This is a genomic window from Bradyrhizobium sp. CCBAU 11434 (genome assembly GCF_028128895.1).
Taxonomy (GTDB): Bacteria; Pseudomonadota; Alphaproteobacteria; order Rhizobiales; family Xanthobacteraceae; genus Bradyrhizobium; species Bradyrhizobium zhengyangense.
The window spans coordinates 468,395-490,314 of record NZ_LBJX01000100.1; the positions used below are offsets into that span (position 1 = coordinate 468,395).

Here is a 21,920-nt window from a genome sequence, read left to right on the forward strand (position 1 = left end):
CGGTTTTGAACGTTCAGCCTGCTGCCACGACCAAATAATGTGGGAGCGGTCATCCCTCCCCATCAGTCATATCAGGCGCGAGCGCCCATCCACCCCAAGCGCCCATATGGCTCGACCCGTCCGGTTGTCCCCCCGGACGGGTCTTTTCTTTTGGGGCGTCGGATCTCTTGAAGCGTAATGCGAGATCAGCTTGCGGTTGAGACCGCGAGCGCGTCGCTGTGACGAGGAAGCGACTCCACGCGGCAGGTCCGCCATGCTTGTGCGAAGCTTGACTCCCCAACTGCTGGAAACTCCGCGTGACTACGGTGTTTTGTGACCTGAGCCGTGTCGTTGCTGGACAAGTCAAAACTTTTCCACAAAATATTCATGTCGCTCCTAAATTGATTCGTGTGCGTTGCGTCGCGTCCGTACCTTTCTCCTGACGGGCTGATTAATGACTCATCGCCATGACGCTGGCCGAGGCACGGCCAGCCGTGAAATTGCGGCACGCTGGTGCGCTCTCGCGGAGCAGCGGCTGGAGCATCTCTCTGAAATGTTCGAGACCGGGCGGTGGCGCCGCTACCATTCCGAGCTCGCATTCCTCGAAAACATCCAGGAAGCCAAGCGCGCGGTGCAGACCTGGCGCGCGCTTGCGAATGGCGAGGACGTCGCCGCGGCCGCCGCGAGCGTGACCTCTGCATTCGGCTGGTCGCCGGCGACCATGCCGCGCGTTTTTCCGCGCGAGCAGGCCCAGACGGTGCAGCCAAAGGCCGTGCATATCGCCCCAGAGACCGCCGTTCCGGTCAGGCTCGAGCCCGAGCCGGATATCCTCGCGGAAATCGTCGAGGCGCCCATTGCGCCGGCGGCCCCGATCGCCGCGCCTGCACGGGTTGCTCCGGCAATTCGAATCGCTCCAGCTGAACGGATCGCTCCGACTGCGCCGGCAGCGTCCATCGCATCGTTCCTGCAGACCTTCACGCCGCCCGCCGACGAGATCGTCGCGGCCCCCGAGCGCGTGGTCGAGTTCACCTTCAGCCTCGACGGCATTGAAGCCAAGTACCCGCTGCTGCGGAATACGTTCTAGTCTAGCGCGGGGGGCGGCCCTACTGCCGCACTGCGTTTCCGCCGACAACCACCTGCACAAAGCGCTGCGCGCCTTCCGCGGACAGATCCGCCGTCACGGCGCGTGCGTGGTCGAGGCCGACCACCGCGCCGCGCGGGGTTTCCGAGATCATGTTGTTGTTGACGAGCGCGGTGCCGGCGCCTTGCACGACGGAGACGCCGATGCCGGCCAGCGCCCTGCGGATCACATTGCCCGTGATCGCGACGTCGCGCAGATATTTGCCCCAGCCGGCGACGATGCCGTAGGACGGCGCATTCTCGATCACATTGCCTGACACCGACGTGTCGGCCTCGATATAGATGCCGACGCCGGCATCGTCGTCAGGCGCGGTGCCGATCGGCCGCTTCGGGATCAAATTGCGGATGATATTGCCTTGCACGACCGCGATACGTCCGCCTTCGTTGAAATTGCAGACGGAGACGCCGACGGCGGCGCCGTCGACCGTGTTGTTGGCAATCACGGCGGCCTCGAACGAAAACTCGGAATAGAGCGCGACCTCGCGCACGTCGCTGACGCTGTTGCCTGTGATGTGGATGTTCGAGGCCGAGTTGCCGCGCACGGCGGAGTAGTCGCAATTTTTGATGCGATTGCCGCGCACGATCACGTTGCCGGCGCGGAAGGCGTTGATGGCATTGCCATACTGGCCGGAGCCGCCCGGGCCCGCCTTGATGCCCTCGATGCGGTTGTCGGCAACAATTGTGCCGTCATCGCCGATGGCGGTGCGCAGGATTTCGATGCCGTTGTCGTTGGTGCCGACAATGGTGTTGCGGGACACGCTGAGGCCTTTGGCATCGAACGAGACCACCGCCGTCACCGCGATGTCAGTAAAGATGTTGCCGGAGATATCGCCTGAGACCTGCTCCAGCCAGATGCCGCTGCCGCCGGAGCTGGTGATCTCGCAATCGGTGATGCGGACGCCGCGCCCGCCAAGGACATGGATCAGCCCGCGCCGCGTCGGCAGCGGAATGCGGCCGCCGTCGAAAGTGATACCGGTGAGGCCGATTGAATCAGAACCGTCGCTCTGGATCGCCGCGGCGCCGCCAGTGAAGATGAGTTTCGTCGCGCCGCGCACGCCGATTAGCTGCGCCCTATCAGGCAGTCTTAAAAGGCCCGCGCGGTAGATTCCGGGCGGCAGCGCAAGCGGCATCTGCGCCCGCGAGGCTTCGTCGATCGCACGCTGGAGAACGCGCGTCTGGTCCTCGCTGCTGCCGGGTCGCACGCCGTATTGGGTTGCATCGCGGCCGAGCAGCGACGTCAGCGGCGCCGCACGTGCGGCGTCGGCGGGCATGGCAAGCGCACCGGCAATGCCGGCAGTCGAAGCTCCGATGAGATGACGGCGGTTGAGGTCCATGACGCGTCCTTGGCGGACGCGGGAGATGTCCGCGAAAGATTAGGTAGCGCAGGGCGGAGGGGGCGGTGAGGATTGTTCGCGGTAGGGTTAAATGTTTACCGCAAAGACGGTGCCGTAGGGTGGGCAAAGCGCAAGCGTGCCCACGATTGTCGCCAAGGACGTACGTGGGCACGGCGCCATGCGCCTGTGCCCACCCTACAAGACCTAACTAAGCGTTCCGCGCCTTCCTTGCCAAACCCACCATCTCCATCAGCATCGCTTCCCCCGCATCCACCAGCTCCTCCAGCGTGATCCGCGGGGCGCCCTTGCGCCGCACGGCGCCGCTGCGTGCAAGCAGCGGAATATGGATGAACGCGGCAAGCTTCGGTCCGCCGCCGCGGGCCTTCTCGATCGCGCGCCAGCTCAGATAGTTGCAGAGATAGGCGCCGGCATCGCGCGAGGGCCGCGCATCGATGCCGGTGAGCCGCGCGGCACGCAACAGTCTTGCCGTATGCGGGCCGAAATTCATGGCGTCCGCATGGCCGGCAATGCCGCGCTTGCTGGAGCGGGTGTTGGCAGCATCGGGCCACAGCATGGTGACGGCGTTGCGCGCGCGGCTCTCGATGCGCAGGTAAGGCGTACGCGCCGCGAGCCCAAACATCAGCAGCGCATCCGGCTTCACCTGTGCCAGCACATCAGGCAATTGCCGGTCGACCGCGGCATAGGTCACCGGAAAGATGTGGTGCGATAGCTCGACATCATCGAGCGCGGGACGACGAAGCCTCGCCAGCCGCGCCACCAGCGGCTGGGTCGGATTATGGGGGGCACCGGGAAACGGGCCGAAGCCGGTGAGGAGAACGCGGAGCTTATCGCTCATTGCAGCAACTCCAGAATCCGTTCGGCGGCGAGCGCCGGGGTGAGCTGGCCATCGGCAACTTCCGCCTCGATCTTCTTGACCCTGGCGCGGACGGACGCCTCGCTGCGCAATCGTGCCAACATGCGCTGCTCCAGCATCGACCACATCCATTTCACCTGCTGCTCCCGCCGCCGTACGGCGAACTCGCCGGATGCGTTCATCGCCTTACGGTGATCCAGGACCTTCTGCCAAAGCTCGGCGATGCCCGTGCCGGCCAGTGCCGAATAGGTGACGACAGGCGGATGCCAATGCTCGGAGCGGGGGCTGAGGATATGCAGCGCGCTGCGATAGTCGGCTGCGGTGACATTGGCGCGTTTGAGATTGTCGCCGTCGGCCTTGTTGATCGCGATCATATCGGCGAGCTCGACCAGGCCTTTCTTGATGCCTTGCAGCTCGTCGCCGCCGCCTGGCAGCATCAGTGCGAGGAAGAAATCGGTCATGTCGCAGACCGCGGTCTCGGATTGGCCGATGCCGACGGTCTCGACCAGGACGACGTCGAAGCCGGCGGCCTCGCACAGCAGCATCGCCTCGCGGGTTTTTGCAGCGACGCCGCCGAGCGTGCCCGAGGACGGCGAGGGACGGATGAAGGCATCGCTGGATGCCGACAGCCGCGCCATGCGCGTCTTGTCGCCGAGGATCGAGCCGCCGCTGCGGGCCGAGGACGGGTCGACCGCAAGCACGGCGACCTTGTTGCCCTGCTCGATCAGATAGGTCCCGAGCGCATCGATGGTGGTGGATTTGCCGACGCCGGGCGAGCCGGTGATGCCGACGCGGACCGCCTTGCCGGTGTCGGGCAGCAGCGTCTGCACCAGCTCGCGTGCCTGCGCCTGATGATCGCCACGCCGGCTCTCCACCAGCGTGATGGCGCGCGCGAGCGCAGCGCGATGGCCCGCACGCAGGTCGCGGGCGAGGGTGGTGATATCGAGCGAAGTCTTCTTCTCAACCATGTCCTGCTTTACAACGGCGGAAGCAGGCAGGCGAGGGCCTCTCAGGTCTTGGCAAAACCGGCGGCCCTCATGGCCTGGCCCATCTGGCGATCAGCCTCGTCCATGAAGGTTTCGAAGTCGCTTGCATCCCGCCATACGGTGCCAAAGCCGCGTCCGGTCATGAAGTCCTTGAAGGCGGCGGAGTCGTACACCGTCTTCAAGGCCCCGGTCAGCCTGGTCGCGATCTCCGGCGCCAGGCCCTTTGGACCGCCGATGCCGCGCCATGAGCTGGTGGAATAGTCGACGCCGAGCGCTTCCTTCAGCGTCGGGACGTCGGGAAAGCTCGGATTGCGCGCGTGCGCCATGATTGCGAGGCTCCGCGCCTGGCCGGCCTCGATGGTCGCGTGGGCCTCCGGCACCGAGCAGGTGGTGAGGTCGAGGCTGCCCGCGACGAGCTCCTGCATGGCCGGTGCTGCACCATTCGAGGGGGACCAATTCACTTGGTTCGCCGGCAATCCCATCGCCTGCATCCAGCCGACAAGTGCGAGATGCCAGATGCCGCCTTGTCCAGTGCCCGATGCCTTGAACCGTCCCGGGGGCGCCAGCTTGATGGCCTCCGTCAGCTCTTTCACCGTTCTGTACGGCGAGGCGGCGGCCACCTGGATGCCCGGTGGGTCTTCGTTCATCAGCGCCAGCGGCATGAAGTTCCGCGGCGTCAGATGCGTCACCGCCTGCCAATGCAGCATCGCGATTTCCACGGTGATCATGCCGATGGTGTAGCCATCCGGCCGTGCGGTTGCGATCTCGGCGTGGCCGACAACGCCGGATCCTCCGGTGAGGTTGACGACGTTGAACGGCTGGCCGAGCTCCTTCTGAAGGAGCGTCGCAATGATCCGTGCAGTCGCATCCGTGCCGCCACCCGCACCCCAGGGTACGATCAAGGTCACCGGCCGCGCCGGATAGGCTTGCGCGCGCGCAGGGGAGAGGAGAGCTGACGTGGCTGCAGCCACAGAAGAGGCCGCGAAAGCGCGGCGGGTGATTCCTGGCATCGATGTTCCCGGCATCGCCCTCGGGAATCGGGCTCGCGTCATCGCAACATGCTACGCAGCTTTGCGCCGATGTCGCAAGCGGCAGCCCTGTGGCGCCGTGGGCAACGGGTTCCGCTCCTATTGTTGTTCGTCGGCATCGGCCTTTGGCCGTGCGCCGCCGAAGATGCGTGCGCCTTCCGGCGTGAGATAGGGCTTCAACGTCTCCCACGGAACGAAGGCGACATATTGGCCCTCGGCGTAGGGGCCGACGGCATAGGGCGGGTAGTGGAAGGTCAGGCCGGAACTCTTGTCTGTCTCGGTCGATGGCGCCAGCGTCACGGCGCCGATCTTGAGCAGGCGAGGTGTAAGGTCCTTGAACCACTCCTGCGTCGCGGTCTCGCCGCTGTCGCGCTTCTTCTTCTCGATTTTCAGCGAGGCGATCACGGCTTTCACCATCGCCTTCATGGTTGCGCCATTGTCGGCGGTCTCGGTGAAGAACGGGCGGATCGAGATGCGCTTGTTCTCGGATTTGTCCCACAGCACCGTATTCACGTCCGAATTGGGATGGGCACCATGGGTGTCCATGTAGTCGTCGCGCAGGATGCTGACATAGCGATCGGCAACCACAGAGCGGATCGAATATTTGCGCTCGAAATCCCAGCCGCCGTCTTTGAAGAATTGTGGGTCCTGCTTGCGCGAGGCCGCGGCGTCAGCCGCGTTCTTGTCGAGCCACCTTTTGCCTTCGGCCAGGCAATCGGCGGCGAGGGGCGCGTCGGCCTTGATCTTGTCGTCGAGAAAGACGCGCGCGTCGATGTTCCTGTTCTTGACGGCGGCGTCGGGCTTGGGATCGGCGGCGAATGAAGGAGAGGCCAGGCCGATCGTAGTCACGGCAGACAGGATCGCGAGCAAGCCGGCCCGCACGTTTGCACGAAGATATGTCACTTCAATATCCATCAATTCTGCACCCGACCGCCGTCGCGGCGACGCCGTCGCGGCGCTTGGATGTCTGCATTGTTGTAATGACCGCAAGATGAACCGGCGCGGAGCGCGCGGTGCGAAACACTGGGACGTGAAGATTGGTCGCGGCAGCGCGCCCGCCGGTTTGATACTTCAAGCCGAGGGCGGCGGAATTACTCCGCCGCCTCGCTATGCCCGAGCCGGGCATTCAGCTTGCGGATCAGCTCCTCGGCCGCGTCCGCGATCACGGTGCCCGGCGGGAAGATAGCCTCGGCGCCAGCCGCATAGAGCGCTTCGTAATCCTGCGGCGGCACCACGCCGCCGACGATGATCATGATGTCCTCGCGGCCCTGCTTCTTCAGCGCGGCCTTCAGCTCGGGTACGGCAGTGAGATGGGCTGCGGCGAGCGAGGAGACGCCGAGGATGTGGACGTCGTTCTCGACCGCCTGCCGCGCCGCTTCGTCGGCGGTGGCAAACAGCGGTCCGATGTCGACGTCGAAGCCGATATCGGCAAACGCAGAGGCAATCACCTTCTGGCCGCGGTCGTGCCCGTCTTGGCCGATCTTGGCGACGAGGATGCGGGGGCGGCGGCCCTCGGCTTCCTCGAAAGCGTCGATCAGCGCCTGAACCTTCTCGACCTGGTTGCCCATGCTGGACGCCTCCCGCTTGTAGACGCCGGTGATCGACTTGATCTCGGCGCGGTGCCGGCCGAACACCTTTTCCATCGCGTCCGAAATCTCGCCGACGGTCGCCTTGGCCCGCGCAGCATCAATGGCGAGCGCGAGCAGATTGCCGTTGCCTTCGCCGGCGGAACGCGTGATCGCGGCAAGCGCGGCATCGACCTCCGTCTTATTGCGTTCGGATTTCAGCCGCGTCAGCTTGTCGATCTGCAGGCGCCGGACATTGGTGTTGTCGACCTTGAGAATGTCGATCGGCGCCTCGTCCGTCGGCTTGTACTTGTTGACGCCGATCACCGCCTGCTTGCCGGCATCGATGCGGGCTTGCGTCTTGGCGGAGGCTTCCTCGATGCGCAGCTTGGGCACACCGGCCTCGATGGCCTTGGCCATGCCGCCGAGCTCCTCGACCTCCTGGATGTGGCCCCACGCCTTCGCGGCGAGGTCACGCGTCAGCCGCTCGACATAATAGGAGCCGCCCCAGGGATCGATGATGCGGGTGGTGCCGCTCTCCTGCTGCAGGAACAGCTGGGTGTTGCGGGCGATGCGCGCGGAGAAGTCAGTCGGCAGAGCCAGCGCCTCGTCGAGCGCGTTGGTGTGCAGCGATTGGGTGTGGCCTTGCGTCGCCGCCATCGCCTCGACGGTGGTGCGCATCACGTTGTTGAAGACATCTTGCGCGGTCAGCGACCAGCCCGAGGTCTGCGAATGCGTGCGCAGCGACAGCGAGCGGGGGTCCTTCGGATTGAACGGTTTCAAGAGCTTCGCCCAGAGCAGCCGCGCGGCGCGCAGCTTGGCGACCTCCATGAAGAAGTTCATGCCGATCGCCCAGAAGAACGACAGGCGCGGCGCGAAGCGGTCGACGTCGAGCCCGGCAGCAAGTCCGGCGCGCAAATATTCGACGCCGTCTGCGAGCGTATAGGCGAGCTCGAGATCCTGCGTCGCGCCGGCCTCCTGCATATGATAGCCGGAGATCGAGATCGAATTGTATTTCGGCATCTTTTGCGAGGTGTACGCAAAGATGTCCGAGATGATCCGCATCGACGGCGCGGGCGGATAGATATAAGTGTTACGCACCATGAACTCTTTCAGAATGTCGTTCTGAATGGTGCCAGACAGCTTCTCAGGCGGAACGCCCTGTTCCTCGGCCGCCGCGACATAGAGCGCGAGGATCGGCAGCACCGCGCCGTTCATGGTCATCGACACGCTCATCTGGTCGAGCGGGATGCCAGCGAACAGCGTGCGCATGTCGTAGATGGAGTCGATGGCAACGCCGGCCATGCCGACGTCGCCGCCGACGCGCGGGTGATCGCTGTCATAGCCGCGATGGGTGGCGAGATCGAAGGCGACCGAGAGGCCCTTCTGTCCTGCCGCCAGGTTGCGGCGATAGAAGGCGTTGGAATCCTCCGCCGTGGAGAAGCCGGCATATTGCCTGACGGTCCAGGGCTGGTTGACATACATGGTCGGGTAGGGGCCGCGCAGGAACGGCGCGAGGCCCGGATAAGTCTCGAGGAAATCGAGCCCGGCGAGATCGGCCTCGCCATAGACTGATTTCACCAGGATGCCCTCGGGCGTCAGCCACGGCTCGGCGCTGCCTGATGGAGCGGCGGTCGCGGCGCGCTCAAAGGCGACGTCGGCGAAGTTGGGAATGCGGGTCATGGATTCAATCATATCATCGGCGCTCAATCATGATCCGGATGCTGATGGCTGACGATGGTCGCCATCTTCTCCGGCCCGTAATTCTGCTGCGTGGTCTGGCTCGGCAGGTTGGAGATTCCGACCACCCAGCCGAGGCGGGACTCGGTCCCGTACTGACGCGTCGGCACCAACCGGTCAGGTCGGTCGAACGCGCCGGTCATGATCTCGATGCGCGGGCCGTCGATGCGACGGAAGCTCAGCGGCGTGCCGCACGCGGCACAAAAGTCGCGCATCGCGATCGTGGAGGATTGGAATGCGGATGGCGTGCCCTTGGTCCAGGCAAAATCCGTCCGGTTGATATCGGCGAAGGAAGCAAACGGCGCGCCGCTCGCCTTCTGGCACATCCGGCAGTGGCAGATCGATACCTTGTTGGGTGTTGCCGAAATCGCAAAGCGCACCGCCCCGCATTGGCAGCCGCCGGTGAGAACGGGTTTGCTCGCGTCGGTCATGTCTGCTCCATCAGGACATAGGCGTCTTGCAGCGTCGCAAGCGCGTCGCCCCCGGCAAATACGAAGCCGGTGACACCGGCCGCGCGCAAGGCCGCCTCCGCCTCGGCCGGACGACCCGCCAGATAGATATGTCGCGCGCCCACCGTTTGCAGGGCCTTCGCGGCGGCTTCGGCCCGTTCCGCATAGACCTTGTCGCTGGAACACAGGCAGGCTAGCGCCGCGCCGGACGCCTTGAAGGCCGCAGCCAGCTTGGCCGGGTCGGCAAAACCTTCGCTGTCGAGCGCCTGGATGCCGCCGGCCTCGAAGAAGCTTTTTGCGAACGTCGCGCGTGCCGTAAAATCGGCGGGCGTGCCGAGATTGGCCAGGAATACGCTGGGCCGCGATCCGCGCGCCTTCAACGCCGCGTCGGATTTGTCGCGCAGCGCCTCGAATGGCTGCGCAAGGCGGATCGGCGCGAGGGCATCGAACTTGTACTTGGCTTCACCATAGGGTGCGAGCGCGATGGGCGTCGCCTTCAGCACGGCCGTCTCGCTTTCGTGCAGGTTCGGAAACTCGCTGGCGCCGGTCAACACGTCGCGGCGCTTGGCGATGCTGGCCTCGCGCGCCTTTCGCGCCGCTGCGACCTTGCTCTGGAACAGGCCCTGCTGAAGTGCGGCGAAGGCGCCACCGGCCTTCTCGCTCTCCTGAAACAGCGCCCAGGCGGCCTCGCAGAGCTGCGCCGTGAGCGTCTCGATGCCGCCGGATCCCGCCGCGGGATCGCTGACCTTGGCGAGGTTGCTTTCTTCCAGCAGCAGGGCTTGCGTGTTGCGTGCGGCGCGCCGCGCGAACGGATCGGGCAGTCCGAGCGCCAGTGTGTGCGGCAGCACGGTGATTGCATTGGCGCCTGCGAGCCCGGCTGCGAATGTCGCGATGGTCGCACGCAGCATGTTCACGTAGGGGGCACGCTGCGTCAGCATGCGCCAGGCCGTATCGGCGGCAATGAACAGCGGCTTCGGCGTCAGGCCGCAGGCGACCTCGATGCGCGCCCAGAGCAATCGCAGCGCGCGGAACTTCGCCATGGTCAGGAACTGGTCGGCATCAGCGGCGAGCCGCGCATAGACCATGCCTTGCGCCTGCTCGAGTGGAACGCCGGCGCCCTCGATCGCGCGCAGATAGGCGACGCCGCAGGCAAGCACGAAAGCGAGCTCCTGCACCTCGGAGCCGCCGGCATCATGGATCACACGGCCATCAGCAGGTGCGAACGGCCCCTTGAAGCCGAGCGCGGCGAGACCCTTGATGCCGCCGGTCACCGCGGGAACGATCTCTTCCCAGCTGTAGGGGCTGTTTCCCCACACCGCGCAGGCCGCCAGCGGATCGAGCCCGAAGCGGATGTCGCAGGCGGCGGGGTCGATGCCGTTGCTCTTCACATATTCCGCGATATGGATCGCAGCCATCCGCGATTGCGGACCGATCTGAAGCTCGAGGCCGATGCCGGCGTCGAGGTGAATGTCCTTCAGCGCCCTTGCAACCGCATCGGCTGTCGGTTCCAGGCCGAAGCCGTGGCTGCCGGCGCCGCCGGCGAACACGAGCGCGAGTCCCGTGGCGCCATTCTCAAGATCGGTCAGGGCCTGCGCATTCGCAGCCGCCGCATCGGGATGATCGATCCGCTGCATGATCTGCCACGGCGCGGCCGCCGGGCGCCCCGCGACCGGCGCTACCCCCTTGGCGCGCGGGTAGAGCGGCTCGATCTTAAGACCGTCATAGGTCTTGCCGACCAGCTTTTCGAACGGCGCGCCCTTCAGCACGCCGTCGACCAGCTTGCGCCAGTCCGCGTCCGTCGCCTTGGGAAAATCGGCCGCCAGCGGCAGATCGTCAGTCACGGAGGTCATACGGCCAAGGGCTCCCGAACATCTTGTTATGTGCAGGCGAATTTGCCACGGCGGCCCCCGTTCCTGCAAACGGTGGATTTTGGTTAACCGGTATCCGGAAGCTGCTCAATGCCTTGCGTCGAGACGCTGGCGAGGGCATCACGCACACGAATGCCCGAGATCACGCGGTCGGCTGCGATTTCGGCCAGCGGCACCAGCACAAAGGCGCGCTCGAACAGGCGCGGATGCGGCAGGGTCAGGTCGGGCTTGTTCATTGACACATCGTCATAGGCGATCATGTCGAGATCGAGCGTGCGCGGACCCCAGCGCCGATCCTTGTCGCGCATACGGCCGAATCTCTGCTCGACCTTCTGCATCACGAACAAAAGCGCGTGCGGATCGAGGCCCGTCTCGATCTCGACGCAGGCATTGATGAAGGGATCCTGGTCCTCGTCGCCCCAGGGTGGCGTCGCATAGTCCGACGAGCGCGCGATCATTGCGGCCTGCGCCATGCCGCAGATATGGGCGATCGCCTTCTTGAACGTCGTGCGGACATCGCCGACATTGCCGCCGAGCGCGATCAGCACGCTCGCCATCAGGGATGCCGCGAGCGCGTCAGCATGATGCCGACATCGTCGAAGATCGCGGCGATCGGCGCGTGCGGCTTGTGCACGGTGATCTTCACGGCGCGGATGCGTGGAAAGTTCGACAGGATGGCGTCGGCGACCGCACCCGCCGCGCGTTCCAGCAATTTGTAATTGGTGTTCTTGAACGCCGCCGTTGTGGTCGCCACCACGTCGGCATAGGAGACGGTATCGACCAGGCGATCGCTGCGCGAAGGCTCCGACAAATCGGTGTAGAGCTCGAGGTCGATCACAAAACGCTGGCCGACTTCGGTTTCGTGATCCAGCACGCCATGGCGTGCATGGATCGACAGGCCGGTCACGAAGATCGTATCTGTCATTGCTTGCTCTCGATTGCGTTGGCGACCCGCAGGGCCTGCAGGGTCTCGGCGACGTCATGGGTCCGGATGATCTTCGCCCCCTTCTGCACGGCAATCAAATGCGCGGCGATCGAGCCGGCCAGCCGCTCTTTCGGCTCCGAGGGCGACACAGAGGCGATGAAACGCTTGCGCGAGGCGCCGACCAGGATCGGCAGGCCGAACATGTCGAGCTCGCGCAGGCGCGCCAACGCAATCATGCTCTGCTCGGCGGTCTTGCCGAAGCCGATGCCGGGATCGAGCACGATCTTGTCACGCCCGATGCCGGCCGTCGTGGCGATGTCCAGCGAGCGCATGAAGAACGCCTTCATGTCGGCGACGATGTCGATGGCGGAATCGACGGTCTCGCGGTTGTGCATAACGATGACAGGGACGCCTCTCGCGGCCACCAGCGGCGCCATGCCGGCGTCGCGCTGCAACCCCCAGACGTCGTTGGCGATGGCGACACCCTGGTCGAGCGCGAAGGCGACAACCTCCGCTTTCATGCTGTCGATCGAGACCGGCACGCCGAGCGCAACGATGCCTGCCAGCACCGGGTTCAGCCGCGCCAGCTCGTCCGCGGCCGTCACTGGCTGCGCACCCTTGTAGGGCCGGGTGGATTCGGCGCCGATATCGATGATGTCGACGCCATCGGCAATCATCGCCTGCGCCCGTGCCAGCGCCTGTTCCGGCGCGATGAAATCGCCGCCATCGGAGAAGGAGTCGGGCGTCACGTTGAGCACGCCCATCACCGCTGGTAGCGGCCGGCCCATGAGCGTCCGCAGCACATCTGGCCCGGCCGAGCCGGCCGGCGGGACGGATGGGGAAGGCGAGGCATTCATGCGGCCCGCTTTGCGCGGTCGGGGAGGGGGTGTCAAGACCATCCCTCCCTGTCATTGCCCGCGAAAGCGGGCAATCCAGTACTCCAGGGCCGTGCAGTGATGCGGAGGAGCCGCAGCGTACTGGATACCCCGCTTTCGGGGTATGACACCGAGAGCTAACGCTGCAGATCGTATGTCGAGAGCGCCTAATACGTAATCTTCGGCGACAGCTTCCTGGCCTTGGCGATGATGTCGCCGACCGACTTCTCGGAAGGAAGGATGCGGACGAGCTTTTTGCGATCGTTCGCTTCGCGCATGCTCTGCGCCAATCTTGCCGGATTCCGATAGGCGAGCTCGCGCACCGTGGTGACGCCAGCGGCGCGGACCAGGCCCACCTTGGCCCGGCCCATGCCGGGAATACGCATGTAGTCGGAGACGTTGGCCCACTCCAGCAGCAGCTGCTCGCTGATGCCGGTCTTGGCCGAGAGCGCCTTGCGGCCCTTGGCGGTGCTCGCGGCTTCCAGCAACGCGTCGGTGGTGCGGATACCCTGCGCCTTCAACTTGTTGGCGGCAAAGGCCGGCAGGCCCTCAATCTCGGAGATCGGATATGTCATGATACTCGGTATGAAAAGCGTCGCTCAGGCGAACTGGCTGAGGCCCGGCGTCCCCGCGATGATCTTGCCCATCTGATCCGCTCCGATTTTGTCTCGGCCGAAGCGAAAAAGTTCACGGGCAATGGTCTGGATGTCGGACATGCCAAGCCCGAGGCCCATCAGGCGCGTGCCGACGGCCATCAGGCCGCCGCCCATCAGCCGCGACAGTCCGCCGCCGCTCCTGGACGCCTCGATCGCCCCTTCTGCACCGGGGATCTGGTCGATCAGGGCCTGCACGCTGTCGGAAGGACCTTCACTGCGGAGGAATCCCAGAATAATGCCGACGGTCTTTTCAGCGACAGCACTATCTATGCTGGCGTTCGTCGCCAGCTGTCCGATCAGCTCGTCCATATGGGCCTGCCCCTCAGCCGGTTCACATGCCGGATTATTTTCGAAGAGTGATCTTGAGCCCCCGCGATGTGAAATACAAGCGATGAACGCATGCGACGTTCCGATTCATTCTCGAAGACACGAATAGTGTTGCAGCGATGCAAGAGCGGAGACGAAATTCATGAAAAATCACCGCGGTTCGAATGCGCGCATCCGACTTTTGGCGCATGCCGGGCGCGAGTTCTCCGACGATGTCGCATGTCGACGGCGCCCTGAAAGGTTTCAATCGGCTTGTGACATGCGTTAAACTACGGAACTGGCTGGCTCGAATTTTCAATGCGCGAAACCAACAATAGAGAGTGTGATGACGGTGCAGGACAACAAGCTCGGCGATACCGACGACAAGATTTTTGTCGGCAAGGGAGACGAGCTGGCCTGGCTGACACTGGCGCTCGCCAATCGCCACGGCCTCGTCACCGGCGCCACCGGGACCGGCAAGACGGTGACGCTGCAAGTGATGGCGGAAGGATTTGCGCGGGCCGGCGTTCCGGTGTTCGCAGCCGACATCAAGGGCGACCTCTCCGGTATCTCCGAGGTCGGGGAAGCCAAAGACTTCATTGTCAAGCGCGCCAGCGAGATGGGACTGAATTTCCAGCCCGACCAGTTCTCGACGGTGTTCTGGGACGTGTTCGGAGAGCAGGGCCATCCGGTGCGGGCCACCATCACCGAGATGGGGCCGCTGCTGCTCGCACGCATGCTCGATCTCAACGACGTGCAGGAGGGCGTGCTCAACGTCGCGTTCCGCGTCGCCGACGACAATGGCCTTGCTCTTATCGACATGAAGGATCTGCGGGCGTTGCTCGATGCGATCGTGCCCGACAGCGGCAAGAAGGGGCCGGACGCGGAAGAGGATCCGCTCGCGCCGATCCGGAAAGCGGCGCAAGGGTTCGGCAACGTCACCAAGGCGACCGTCGGCACCATCCAGCGCCAGCTCTTGGTGCTGGAGAACCAGGGCGGCACCAAGTTCTTCGGCGAGCCGGCGCTGACCTTGAAGGACTTCATGAAAACCGACCGCGACGGTCGCGGCATGGTCAACATCCTCGTTGCGGACAAGTTGATGCAGAGCCCACGGCTTTACGCGACATTCCTGCTGTGGATGTTGTCAGAGCTGTTTGAGGAGCTGCCCGAGGCCGGCGATCTGCCCAAGCCCAAGCTGGTGTTCTTCTTCGACGAAGCGCATCTGTTGTTCAACGATGCGCCGAAGGCGCTGATGGACAAGATCGAGCAGGTGGTTCGCCTGATCCGCTCGAAGGGCGTCGGTGTTTATTTCGTCACCCAGAATCCGATCGATGTGCCGGACCGCGTGCTCGGGCAGATGGGCAACCGGGTGCAGCATGCGCTGCGCGCCTTCACCCCGCGCGACCAGAAGGCGGTCGCCGCTGCCGCCCAGACCTTCAGGCCCAACCCGAAACTCGACACCGCCAAGGTCATCATGGAGCTCGGCAAGGGCGAAGCGCTGGTGTCGTTCCTTGAAGGCAACGGCACGCCGGCGATGGTCGAGCGGGTGATGATCCGGCCGCCATCGGCTCGCATCGGGCCGATCACACCGGAAGAGCGCAAGGCGATCATGGATGCAAGTCCGGTCAAGGGCAAATACGACACCGCTGTTGATGCCGAGTCGGCGTATGAGATCATCCAGAAGCGGATCGCAGGCACTGCGGCGCCGGCCGATGGTCAGGCGGGTGGCGGTGGCGGCCTCCTCGGCCAGATCGGCTCGATCGTCGGCACCGTCTTCGGCACCAATACCGGGCGTAATCGCCTGACGACCGGTCAGCGCATTGCGCGCGACGTCACGCGCACGGTCACCGACAAGGTGGTCGGCGGCGTCGTGGCTGATCTCGGCAAGTCGGTCGGCGGCCAGCTCGGCGGTTCGGTCGGCCGGGCGCTGGTGCGCGGCGCGCTCGGCGGACTGCTCCGACGCTAGGCAGGCAAGGACATTTTTGAAGCGGCTTTCTGCGACCCCCGCAGCTCACCTCGCGCCTGCGGGGCGAGGGAGAGACTTGCGGCTTGTGTCTGGGTAGACATATATCGACACTCTCCCGGCCGCAGATTGAAGGCATTGTGACCACAGCCCATTCGCCCAACAAACCCGGTGCGCTCCGAGCTCTTTCGCTGCGTGCGCCGCTGGACCTGCTCTTCTTGCTCTGCTGCCTGATCCTGACCGCCGATGTCCTCGGGCCGGAGATCTTCGGTCACGGCAAGACCAAGGACTATTCCCTGTGGTACTGGGCCGGGCAGCAGGTGCTGCATGGCGGCTCGCTCTATCCGAGCGACGTCCACGAATATTTCGAGTTCATCTATCCACCGCTGTCGGCGATTCTGCTCGCGATCCCGAGCTGGTTCGGCAAGATCCCGCTCTATATCGTGCTGTCGGTGCTGAACGCCGTGGCGTGGTGGTACACGGGGATGCTTTCCAACGCCATGACCGGATCGGATCGCAAGCCCGGTCCGTGGCTCGAAGCGCTGCCGGCGCTCGTCACCGTGACCTTCGTGTTCGACATGTTCGATCTCGGGCAGCCGAACCTCGTTCTGCTGGCGATGATGCTCTACGGCTTCTGGAGCCTCCAGCATCGGCGGTCCTGGTTGGCGGGCTTCATGTTTGCGCTCGCCACCGCCATCAAGATGTATCCGATCGCGGTGCTGCCTTATCTGGTCTGGCGTCGGCAATGGGCGGCGGTCGTCGGCATGCTCGCCTTCATCGGCATCCTGCTCTACGTCGTGCCGGCACCGATCCGCGGCTTCGAGCGCAACGCGGCCGAGCTCAAGACCTGGTACCAAGGCATGGTCGGCTCGAGCTCGGAAAAGGGTTTTGGCCAGCGCGACGAGCAGAACTGGTCGTGGGTCAACCAGTCCATCATCGCCGTGACGCACCGCCTGGTTCGGCCGATCAACTTCAATCTGGAGGATCCCAGCAAGCCGGCGCACACGATGAATGTCATCGACGTGGACTACAGGACGGCGAACTGGATCGTGCTCGCGGTATCGGTGTTGCTCGGGCTCGGCTTTATCGCACTCATGCCGTCAGAACGGCAACGAACGGCGCGATCGGATGCCGAGGAGCTTGGCATCCTGTTCTGTCTGATGACGGTGGCCTCGCCGCTGGCGCGACAATATTACTTCATGTGGCTGTTCCTGCCGCTGACGGTGCTGATGCATCGGGCCGCCTTCGACATCAGGCCGAAGGTGCGGCTGGGAACCTGGCTTGCGCTCGGCGCGGCCGGCATCCTCATGCTGCTGTCGCTGCCGCCGTTTCCCAACGCCATCCAGGCCTGGGGCAACAACCTCGTCGCCACGGCGATCCTCGCCCTTGCGCTTGCCTGGCACATCCGCCATCCGCCTGATGCGGCTAGCTCCGACGCCGCGGCAGGGCTAAAATCACAGCCATCCTGAGACTCCAAAAGCGGAACATCCGACCATGGCCAATGCGCAGCTTCAATCCGTGCTCGATCACATCGACAAGGACTTCGACAACAGCCTCGAGCGCCTGTTCTCGCTGCTGCGGATCAAGTCGATTTCCGCCGATCCGGCCTATGCCGGAGATTGCAAGGCGGCAGCCGAGCATCTGGCCAAGGACATTGCGAGCCTCGGCGTCGCCACCGAGGTAAGGCCGACCGCCGGCCATCCCGCGGTCGTCGGCAAGGTCAAGGCGGGCGGGCGGCCGCATGTGATCTTCTACGGCCATTACGATGTGCAGCCGGTCGATCCGCTCGAGCTCTGGCACCGTCCGCCATTCGAGCCCGCAGTCACGGATCACGCCGACGGCCGCAAGATCATCGTCGCGCGCGGCGCCGAGGACGACAAGGGCCAGGTGATGACGTTCGTCGAGGCCTGCCGCGCCTGGAAGAAAGTGACGGGCTCGCTGCCGATCGACATCACCTTCCTGATCGAAGGCGAGGAGGAGGTCGGCTCCAAGAACTTCGTGCCGTTCGTCGAGGCCAACAAGGACGAGTTCAAAGCCGATTACGTCCTGGTCTGCGACACCGGCATGTGGGACCCGAGCACGCCGGCGATCACCACGGCGCTGCGCGGCCTGCTCTACGAAGAGGTGAAGATCACCGCGGCCAGTCGCGATCTGCATTCCGGTGTGTTCGGCGGCACCGCCATGAACCCGATCCGGGTGCTCACCAAGATCCTTGGCGGGCTGTTCGACGACGACAACCACATCACCATTCCCGGCTTCTATGATGGCGTGAAGGATACGCCGCCGGAGATCCTGGAGCAGTGGAAGAAGCTGAACTTCACGCCGGAGACGTTTCTCAAGCCGATCGGCCTGTCGATTCCCGCTGGCGAGAAGGGGCGGCTGATGGTCGAGCAGGCGTCCACGCGTCCGACCTGCGACGTCAACGGCATCTGGGGCGGCTATATCGGCGAGGGCTCCAAGACGGTGATCCCGTCGCATGCCTCGGCCAAGGTCTCGTTCCGCCTCGTCCAGGGGCAGGACCCGCAAAAGATCCGCAAGGCCTTCCGCGATTACGTGACCGCCCGGATTCCTGGCGACTGCAAGGTCGAGTTCGGCGACCATTCCGCCGCGCCCGCCGTGGCGCTCGACTGGAACATGAAGCCGCTTGCTGCTGCCAAACGAGCGTTGACCGAGGAATGGGGCAAGGAGACCGTACTGATGGGCTCCGGCGCCTCGATCCCGATCGTCGCCGATTTCAAACGTGCGCTTGGGCTCGACTCGCTGCTAGTCGGATTCGGCCTCGACGACGACAACATCCATTCGCCGAACGAGAAGTACGATCTGCGCAGCTTCCAGAAGGGCATCCGCTCCTGGGCAAGAATCCTCGCGGCGCTGGCGGAAGTGAAGTAAAGGCGCAAAACACTCTCCTCGTCATTGCGAGCGTGGCGAAGCAATCCAGAATTCCTCTGGGGATCGGTCTGGATTGCTTCGTCGCAAGGGCTCCTCGCAATGACGGTGTGCCCAAAATAAAAACGCCGCCCGGGATTGGACGGCGTTTCATTCCAGAACGTGCAGAGGTCGTTCGACGAAAACACTACCCCACATTCATGAAAATCTCAAGACCGGTAGCCCGGCAGCTCGCGGTCGAGCTTGCGCAGCAGCGGTGGCCACACGAGGGTGTTGGAGCGCAGCTCGGCATTGTCTCGGTTGGCGAGCAGCTCGGTGTTCTTCTCGATCGCGATCGGCTCGACCGGATAGATCGGCGTGCCCAGCGCGCGGGTGCGCACCTGCATCGAGCAGGCGCGCTCGAGATGGTACATGCGCTCGAAGGCGGAGGCGACCGAACGGCCAACGGTGAGCGTGCCGTGGTTGCGCAGGAGCATGTGGTTGTGGTTGCCGAGATCCTTCTGCAGCCGCGGCCGCTCGTCGTGATCGAGCGCGATGCCTTCATAGTCGTGATAGGCGAGGTCGTGGGTGACCAGCTGCGCGGTCTGGTTCAGCGGCAAGAGCCCTTCGGCGCTGCTCGATACCGCGGTGCCGTCCAGAGTGTGGAGATGCAGCACGCAGATCGCGTCCTCGCGCACCTCGTGGATCGCCGAATGGATGGTGAAGCCGGCCGGGTTGATGCTGTACTCGCTCTCGGAGAGCTGATTGCCGTGCAGATCGACCTTGACCAGGCTCGAGGCCGTGATCTCGTCGAACATGAGCCCATAGGGGTTGATCAGGAAGTGATGGTCGGGGCCAGGCACGCGCGCCGAGATGTGGGTGTCGACCAGATCGTCCCATCCATAGAGCGCGACGAGGCGATAGCAGGCGGCGAGATTGACCCGTTGCTGCCACTCGGCCTCCGTCATGTTCGACGGCACTTCCTTCAGGCGGGCTTCCGCTGGCGACATGGCAAATCTCTCCGAACTTCGTTGTTGCGGAGGGGGAGCGTAGTCTCGGGTGAAGCGGGCAGCAAGGCGGGCAAAGCGCGGCAGTTCAGCGTAGCCCGCATGGAGCGGGCTGCGGTGGAGGCGAATTTTACGGTGCCGGGATCGACAGCAGGCTGGAAATGCTGCGGCCGCGGATGTCGTAGACGCGGGCGAACACCACGTCGTCGCGCTTGATCTCAACCATCACAGGCGCGGTGAGGCCCTTGCAGTAGAATTCGCCGAGCGTCATGGCGAAATCGGCCGCATTCGAATCCCAGCCGATGGTGAAATCGGGGCCGAGCGCGACCTGGGCCGGTCGCTGCGGACCGCACACCGCGACCTTCCATTTGCGATTGCGCGGCGGAACTTCCTGACGCTCGACCAGCTGTTCGCGCAATTCGTCGGAGGCCTGCTTCAGCGCGAGGCCCCAATAGTCCAGCATGAACCGGTCGTCGGCGGCGCGCACGGTGCCGGCGATGTGGTTGAAATGGGTGTATTGATAGGGATGCAGCCGGATCATCTCGGCCAGCGGCAGCGCGAGACCGAAGCAGAATAGTGCGAGCACGGCCGGTTGCCAGGCGCGATGGTTGGCGCGCAGGCGCTCGATGGTCCAGGCGAAGGCGACGCCGCCGAGCACTGCCATCGGCGGGATCACGAACACGAAATGGCGGATGCCGTTGTAAAGCGCCGGACGCTTCACCATCGCGATCGCGAGCGGCAGGGTCGCTGCCAGCGTCAGCATCAAAAGGATGGTCTTGCGGCGTGCTGGAACCGCGCGGCGCGGCAACATGGCGATGGTGCCGATGATGGCGCCGGTCATAAACACCAGCATCACTTCGGGAAGCTGTAGCGCAAACAGCGTCGGCAGATACGACCAGGGCATGTCGGGCACGGACACGATCGCGCCGTCGAACATCTCCTTCCAGGGCTTCTCGAAGAAGTGCGAGAAATAGGTCAAAGCCTCGAAGGGATTGCCGGGCTCCATGATCGACCACGGCCAGATCAGGCCCATCACGAGATAGCCGAGCACAAGGCCGGGCAGCAGCACGTAGACGACATGGGCGAACCGTCTGGCGGCCTCGCGGACGCCCTCGCCGCGCAGTTCCTCCAGGAACAGCGGGACGAAGCCGATCATCGCATAGACCAGCGCGAGCCCGCCGAGAATGCGCGAGCCGATCGAGAGACCGGCTCCCAAGCCGACGATCAGGATCGTGCGCGGCGAGGGCTTTGGATATTCCTCGGCGAGCCTGACGAGGCCGAGCATCAGGATGATCATCGCCACCGCGAAGGGCGCATCCTTCGGGTTCATGAACATGTGGCCGTAGAAGATCGGGCAGAGCGCGAGCAGCAGCAGCGCGGCGAGGCCCGCAAGAGGTCCGCCGATGCGGCGGCCCAGTCGCCATGTCACCGCAAGACCGATCACGCCGACGATCGCGCCGACCAGGCGTCGCGTCTCGAACAGCTCGAGCGGGAGAATCTTGTGCAGCAGGGCTGCGACCATGTCGAAGCCGCCGCCATACATGTAGAGATTGGCGAAGGAGAGGGCGGAGGTGTCCCTGAAGCCGGAGCCGTACATGCGCAGCAGCAGGTCGGCATATTCGGCGTGGGTGTAGTCGTCCCAGCCGAGCCCGTAGTCGCGGAAGGTCAGGCCTGCGATGACGGCGACGGCAGCCAGCACCAGCATGGCAAGGTCGTCGCAAGTCCGTTCAACCGAGCGCCCCTGAGGCGTGTCGATCGCCGAAGTCGTGATGGATGTCATGGCTATTGGTGACCCGGAATCCCCTCGTGGCCCTGCTGGTGCGCGCGGGCCTGCTCCCCGGAATCCCTATAGCGCAGTTCCATAACCAAGTAATTGGGCATTATGGCTAAATTCCTGATGCGACGCAGCAATTTCCGATACGCTTGGCAGCCCATGAGAGCTAGCGGACCATTGCTGAAGGGAATGTGAATAAGTCCCTGATATCCTTCCCTTTAGGAACAGTGGCGCCAATTGGTCGTTGGCGTGGAACGCAGTATGACGGTATCGTGGCGTAGCGGGTGTCGCGCATGGATGCGCGGCCGGGGGTGTGTTCGATGAGTGTGGCTTTGTTGATCGCTGGGATTTTCGCCGTTCTGGCGGGCCTCCTTGCGGTCGCTTTTGGCTATTCCATCAGGGATTTCAGCCTCGGCAGCACGCTCATAACGAGCGGAACGATCGGCGTCTGCTCCGGTATGTTACTGATAGGACTCTACGTCGTGCTGCTCGAGCTGCAGGCCATCGCCCGCCGCCTGGCCGGGACAGCCGCGGCCTCGGAGGTTCGCGTCAGGCCGGTGCTGCCGCCGGGCCTTGCCTCGCCCAA

Annotated in this window: 19 protein-coding genes and 1 pseudogene; 5 read left to right on the forward strand and 15 right to left on the reverse strand. The window is 64.3% G+C overall.

Translation table 11 applies throughout. The features are described from left to right. Window positions 1-433: 433 nt before the first annotated feature. Window positions 434-1,063, forward strand: coding sequence for a TIGR03809 family protein (locus tag XI06_RS34545; RefSeq protein WP_271607335.1), 630 nt, complete (start codon window positions 434-436; stop codon window positions 1,061-1,063). A 19-nt stretch (window positions 1,064-1,082) separates the two neighbouring features. Here the strand turns inward: XI06_RS34545 and XI06_RS34550 are convergent, their stop codons facing one another. The 13 genes from XI06_RS34550 to XI06_RS34610 form a co-directional block, all read right to left on the reverse strand. Then, window positions 1,083-2,453: a TIGR03808 family TAT-translocated repetitive protein gene (locus XI06_RS34550; protein WP_271607336.1), complete on the reverse strand. Its 1,371-nt coding sequence runs from the start codon at window positions 2,451-2,453 to the stop codon at window positions 1,083-1,085. Window positions 2,454-2,661: 208 nt separating this feature from the next. Then, entirely contained in the window at window positions 2,662-3,309 is a 648-nt protein-coding gene (locus tag XI06_RS34555; RefSeq protein WP_237873640.1) for a pyroglutamyl-peptidase I, read from the reverse strand. After that, the gene (gene meaB / locus XI06_RS34560) at window positions 3,306-4,295 is read right to left on the reverse strand and encodes a methylmalonyl Co-A mutase-associated GTPase MeaB (protein WP_271607337.1); all 990 of its coding nucleotides are present in this window, start codon (window positions 4,293-4,295) and stop codon (window positions 3,306-3,308) included. The genes XI06_RS34555 and meaB overlap by 4 nt, the downstream gene beginning before the upstream one ends. Before the next feature lie 41 nt (window positions 4,296-4,336). Next, a complete protein-coding gene (locus XI06_RS34565; protein ID WP_237889646.1) occupies window positions 4,337-5,323 on the reverse strand; it encodes a tripartite tricarboxylate transporter substrate binding protein in 987 nt (328 codons plus the stop codon). A gap of 117 nt (window positions 5,324-5,440) precedes the next feature. Continuing rightward, on the reverse strand, window positions 5,441-6,211 hold the full coding sequence (locus XI06_RS34570; RefSeq protein ID WP_237873704.1) for an RsiV family protein: 771 nt from the start codon (window positions 6,209-6,211) through the stop codon (window positions 5,441-5,443). A 221-nt stretch (window positions 6,212-6,432) separates the two neighbouring features. Then, window positions 6,433-8,589, reverse strand: a complete 2,157-nt coding sequence (gene scpA, locus XI06_RS34575) for a methylmalonyl-CoA mutase (protein WP_237863852.1) — start codon at window positions 8,587-8,589, stop codon at window positions 6,433-6,435. 23 nt (window positions 8,590-8,612) lie between these two features. Further along, window positions 8,613-9,077 (reverse strand): GFA family protein, encoded by a 465-nt coding sequence (locus XI06_RS34580; protein WP_237863853.1) that lies wholly within the window; start codon window positions 9,075-9,077, stop codon window positions 8,613-8,615. Beyond that, the gene (locus XI06_RS34585; protein ID WP_271607338.1) at window positions 9,074-10,945 is read right to left on the reverse strand and encodes a methylmalonyl-CoA mutase subunit beta; all 1,872 of its coding nucleotides are present in this window, start codon (window positions 10,943-10,945) and stop codon (window positions 9,074-9,076) included. The genes XI06_RS34580 and XI06_RS34585 overlap by 4 nt, the downstream gene beginning before the upstream one ends. Window positions 10,946-11,028: 83 nt before the next feature. After that, window positions 11,029-11,520, reverse strand: a complete 492-nt coding sequence (folK, locus tag XI06_RS34590) for a 2-amino-4-hydroxy-6-hydroxymethyldihydropteridine diphosphokinase (protein ID WP_237863855.1) — start codon at window positions 11,518-11,520, stop codon at window positions 11,029-11,031. Next, a complete protein-coding gene (gene folB, locus XI06_RS34595; RefSeq protein ID WP_237863856.1) occupies window positions 11,520-11,888 on the reverse strand; it encodes a dihydroneopterin aldolase in 369 nt (122 codons plus the stop codon). Before folB ends, folK begins: the two co-directional genes overlap by 1 nt. After that, window positions 11,885-12,745 carry a dihydropteroate synthase gene (folP, locus tag XI06_RS34600; RefSeq protein ID WP_237863893.1) on the reverse strand — a complete coding sequence of 287 codons (861 nt, stop codon included), beginning with the start codon at window positions 12,743-12,745 and terminating at the stop codon, window positions 11,885-11,887. The genes folB and folP overlap by 4 nt, the downstream gene beginning before the upstream one ends. Before the next feature lie 185 nt (window positions 12,746-12,930). Then, window positions 12,931-13,338 carry a DUF4332 domain-containing protein gene (locus XI06_RS34605; protein ID WP_237863857.1) on the reverse strand — a complete coding sequence of 136 codons (408 nt, stop codon included), beginning with the start codon at window positions 13,336-13,338 and terminating at the stop codon, window positions 12,931-12,933. A gap of 24 nt (window positions 13,339-13,362) precedes the next feature. Further along, window positions 13,363-13,728 (reverse strand): DUF2267 domain-containing protein, encoded by a 366-nt coding sequence (locus XI06_RS34610; RefSeq protein ID WP_237863858.1) that lies wholly within the window; start codon window positions 13,726-13,728, stop codon window positions 13,363-13,365. A gap of 343 nt (window positions 13,729-14,071) precedes the next feature. On the opposite strand from XI06_RS34610, the gene XI06_RS34615 reads away from it, so the two are divergent. The 3 genes from XI06_RS34615 (at window position 14,072) to XI06_RS34625 (ending at window position 18,577) form a co-directional block, all read left to right on the forward strand. Next, window positions 14,072-15,691, forward strand: a complete 1,620-nt coding sequence (locus XI06_RS34615) for a helicase HerA-like domain-containing protein (protein WP_237889649.1) — start codon at window positions 14,072-14,074, stop codon at window positions 15,689-15,691. A gap of 137 nt (window positions 15,692-15,828) precedes the next feature. Continuing rightward, on the forward strand, window positions 15,829-17,157 hold the full coding sequence (locus XI06_RS34620) for a glycosyltransferase family 87 protein (RefSeq protein WP_237863860.1): 1,329 nt from the start codon (window positions 15,829-15,831) through the stop codon (window positions 17,155-17,157). Between the two features lie 25 nt (window positions 17,158-17,182). Then, window positions 17,183-18,577, forward strand: a complete 1,395-nt coding sequence (locus XI06_RS34625; RefSeq protein ID WP_237863861.1) for a M20/M25/M40 family metallo-hydrolase — start codon at window positions 17,183-17,185, stop codon at window positions 18,575-18,577. 206 nt (window positions 18,578-18,783) lie between these two features. Here the strand turns inward: XI06_RS34625 and XI06_RS34630 are convergent, their stop codons facing one another. Together XI06_RS34630 and XI06_RS34635 are read right to left on the reverse strand one after the other, a co-directional pair. Then, window positions 18,784-19,563, reverse strand: a complete 780-nt coding sequence (locus tag XI06_RS34630) for a class II aldolase/adducin family protein (protein WP_271607339.1) — start codon at window positions 19,561-19,563, stop codon at window positions 18,784-18,786. Between the two features lie 127 nt (window positions 19,564-19,690). Continuing rightward, a complete protein-coding gene (locus XI06_RS34635) occupies window positions 19,691-21,340 on the reverse strand; it encodes a glycosyltransferase family 39 protein (protein WP_237863863.1) in 1,650 nt (549 codons plus the stop codon). A 314-nt stretch (window positions 21,341-21,654) separates the two neighbouring features. On the opposite strand from XI06_RS34635, the pseudogene XI06_RS34640 reads away from it, so the two are divergent. Beyond that, window positions 21,655-21,920, forward strand: a pseudogene (locus XI06_RS34640) (DUF308 domain-containing protein); the annotation flags it as partial.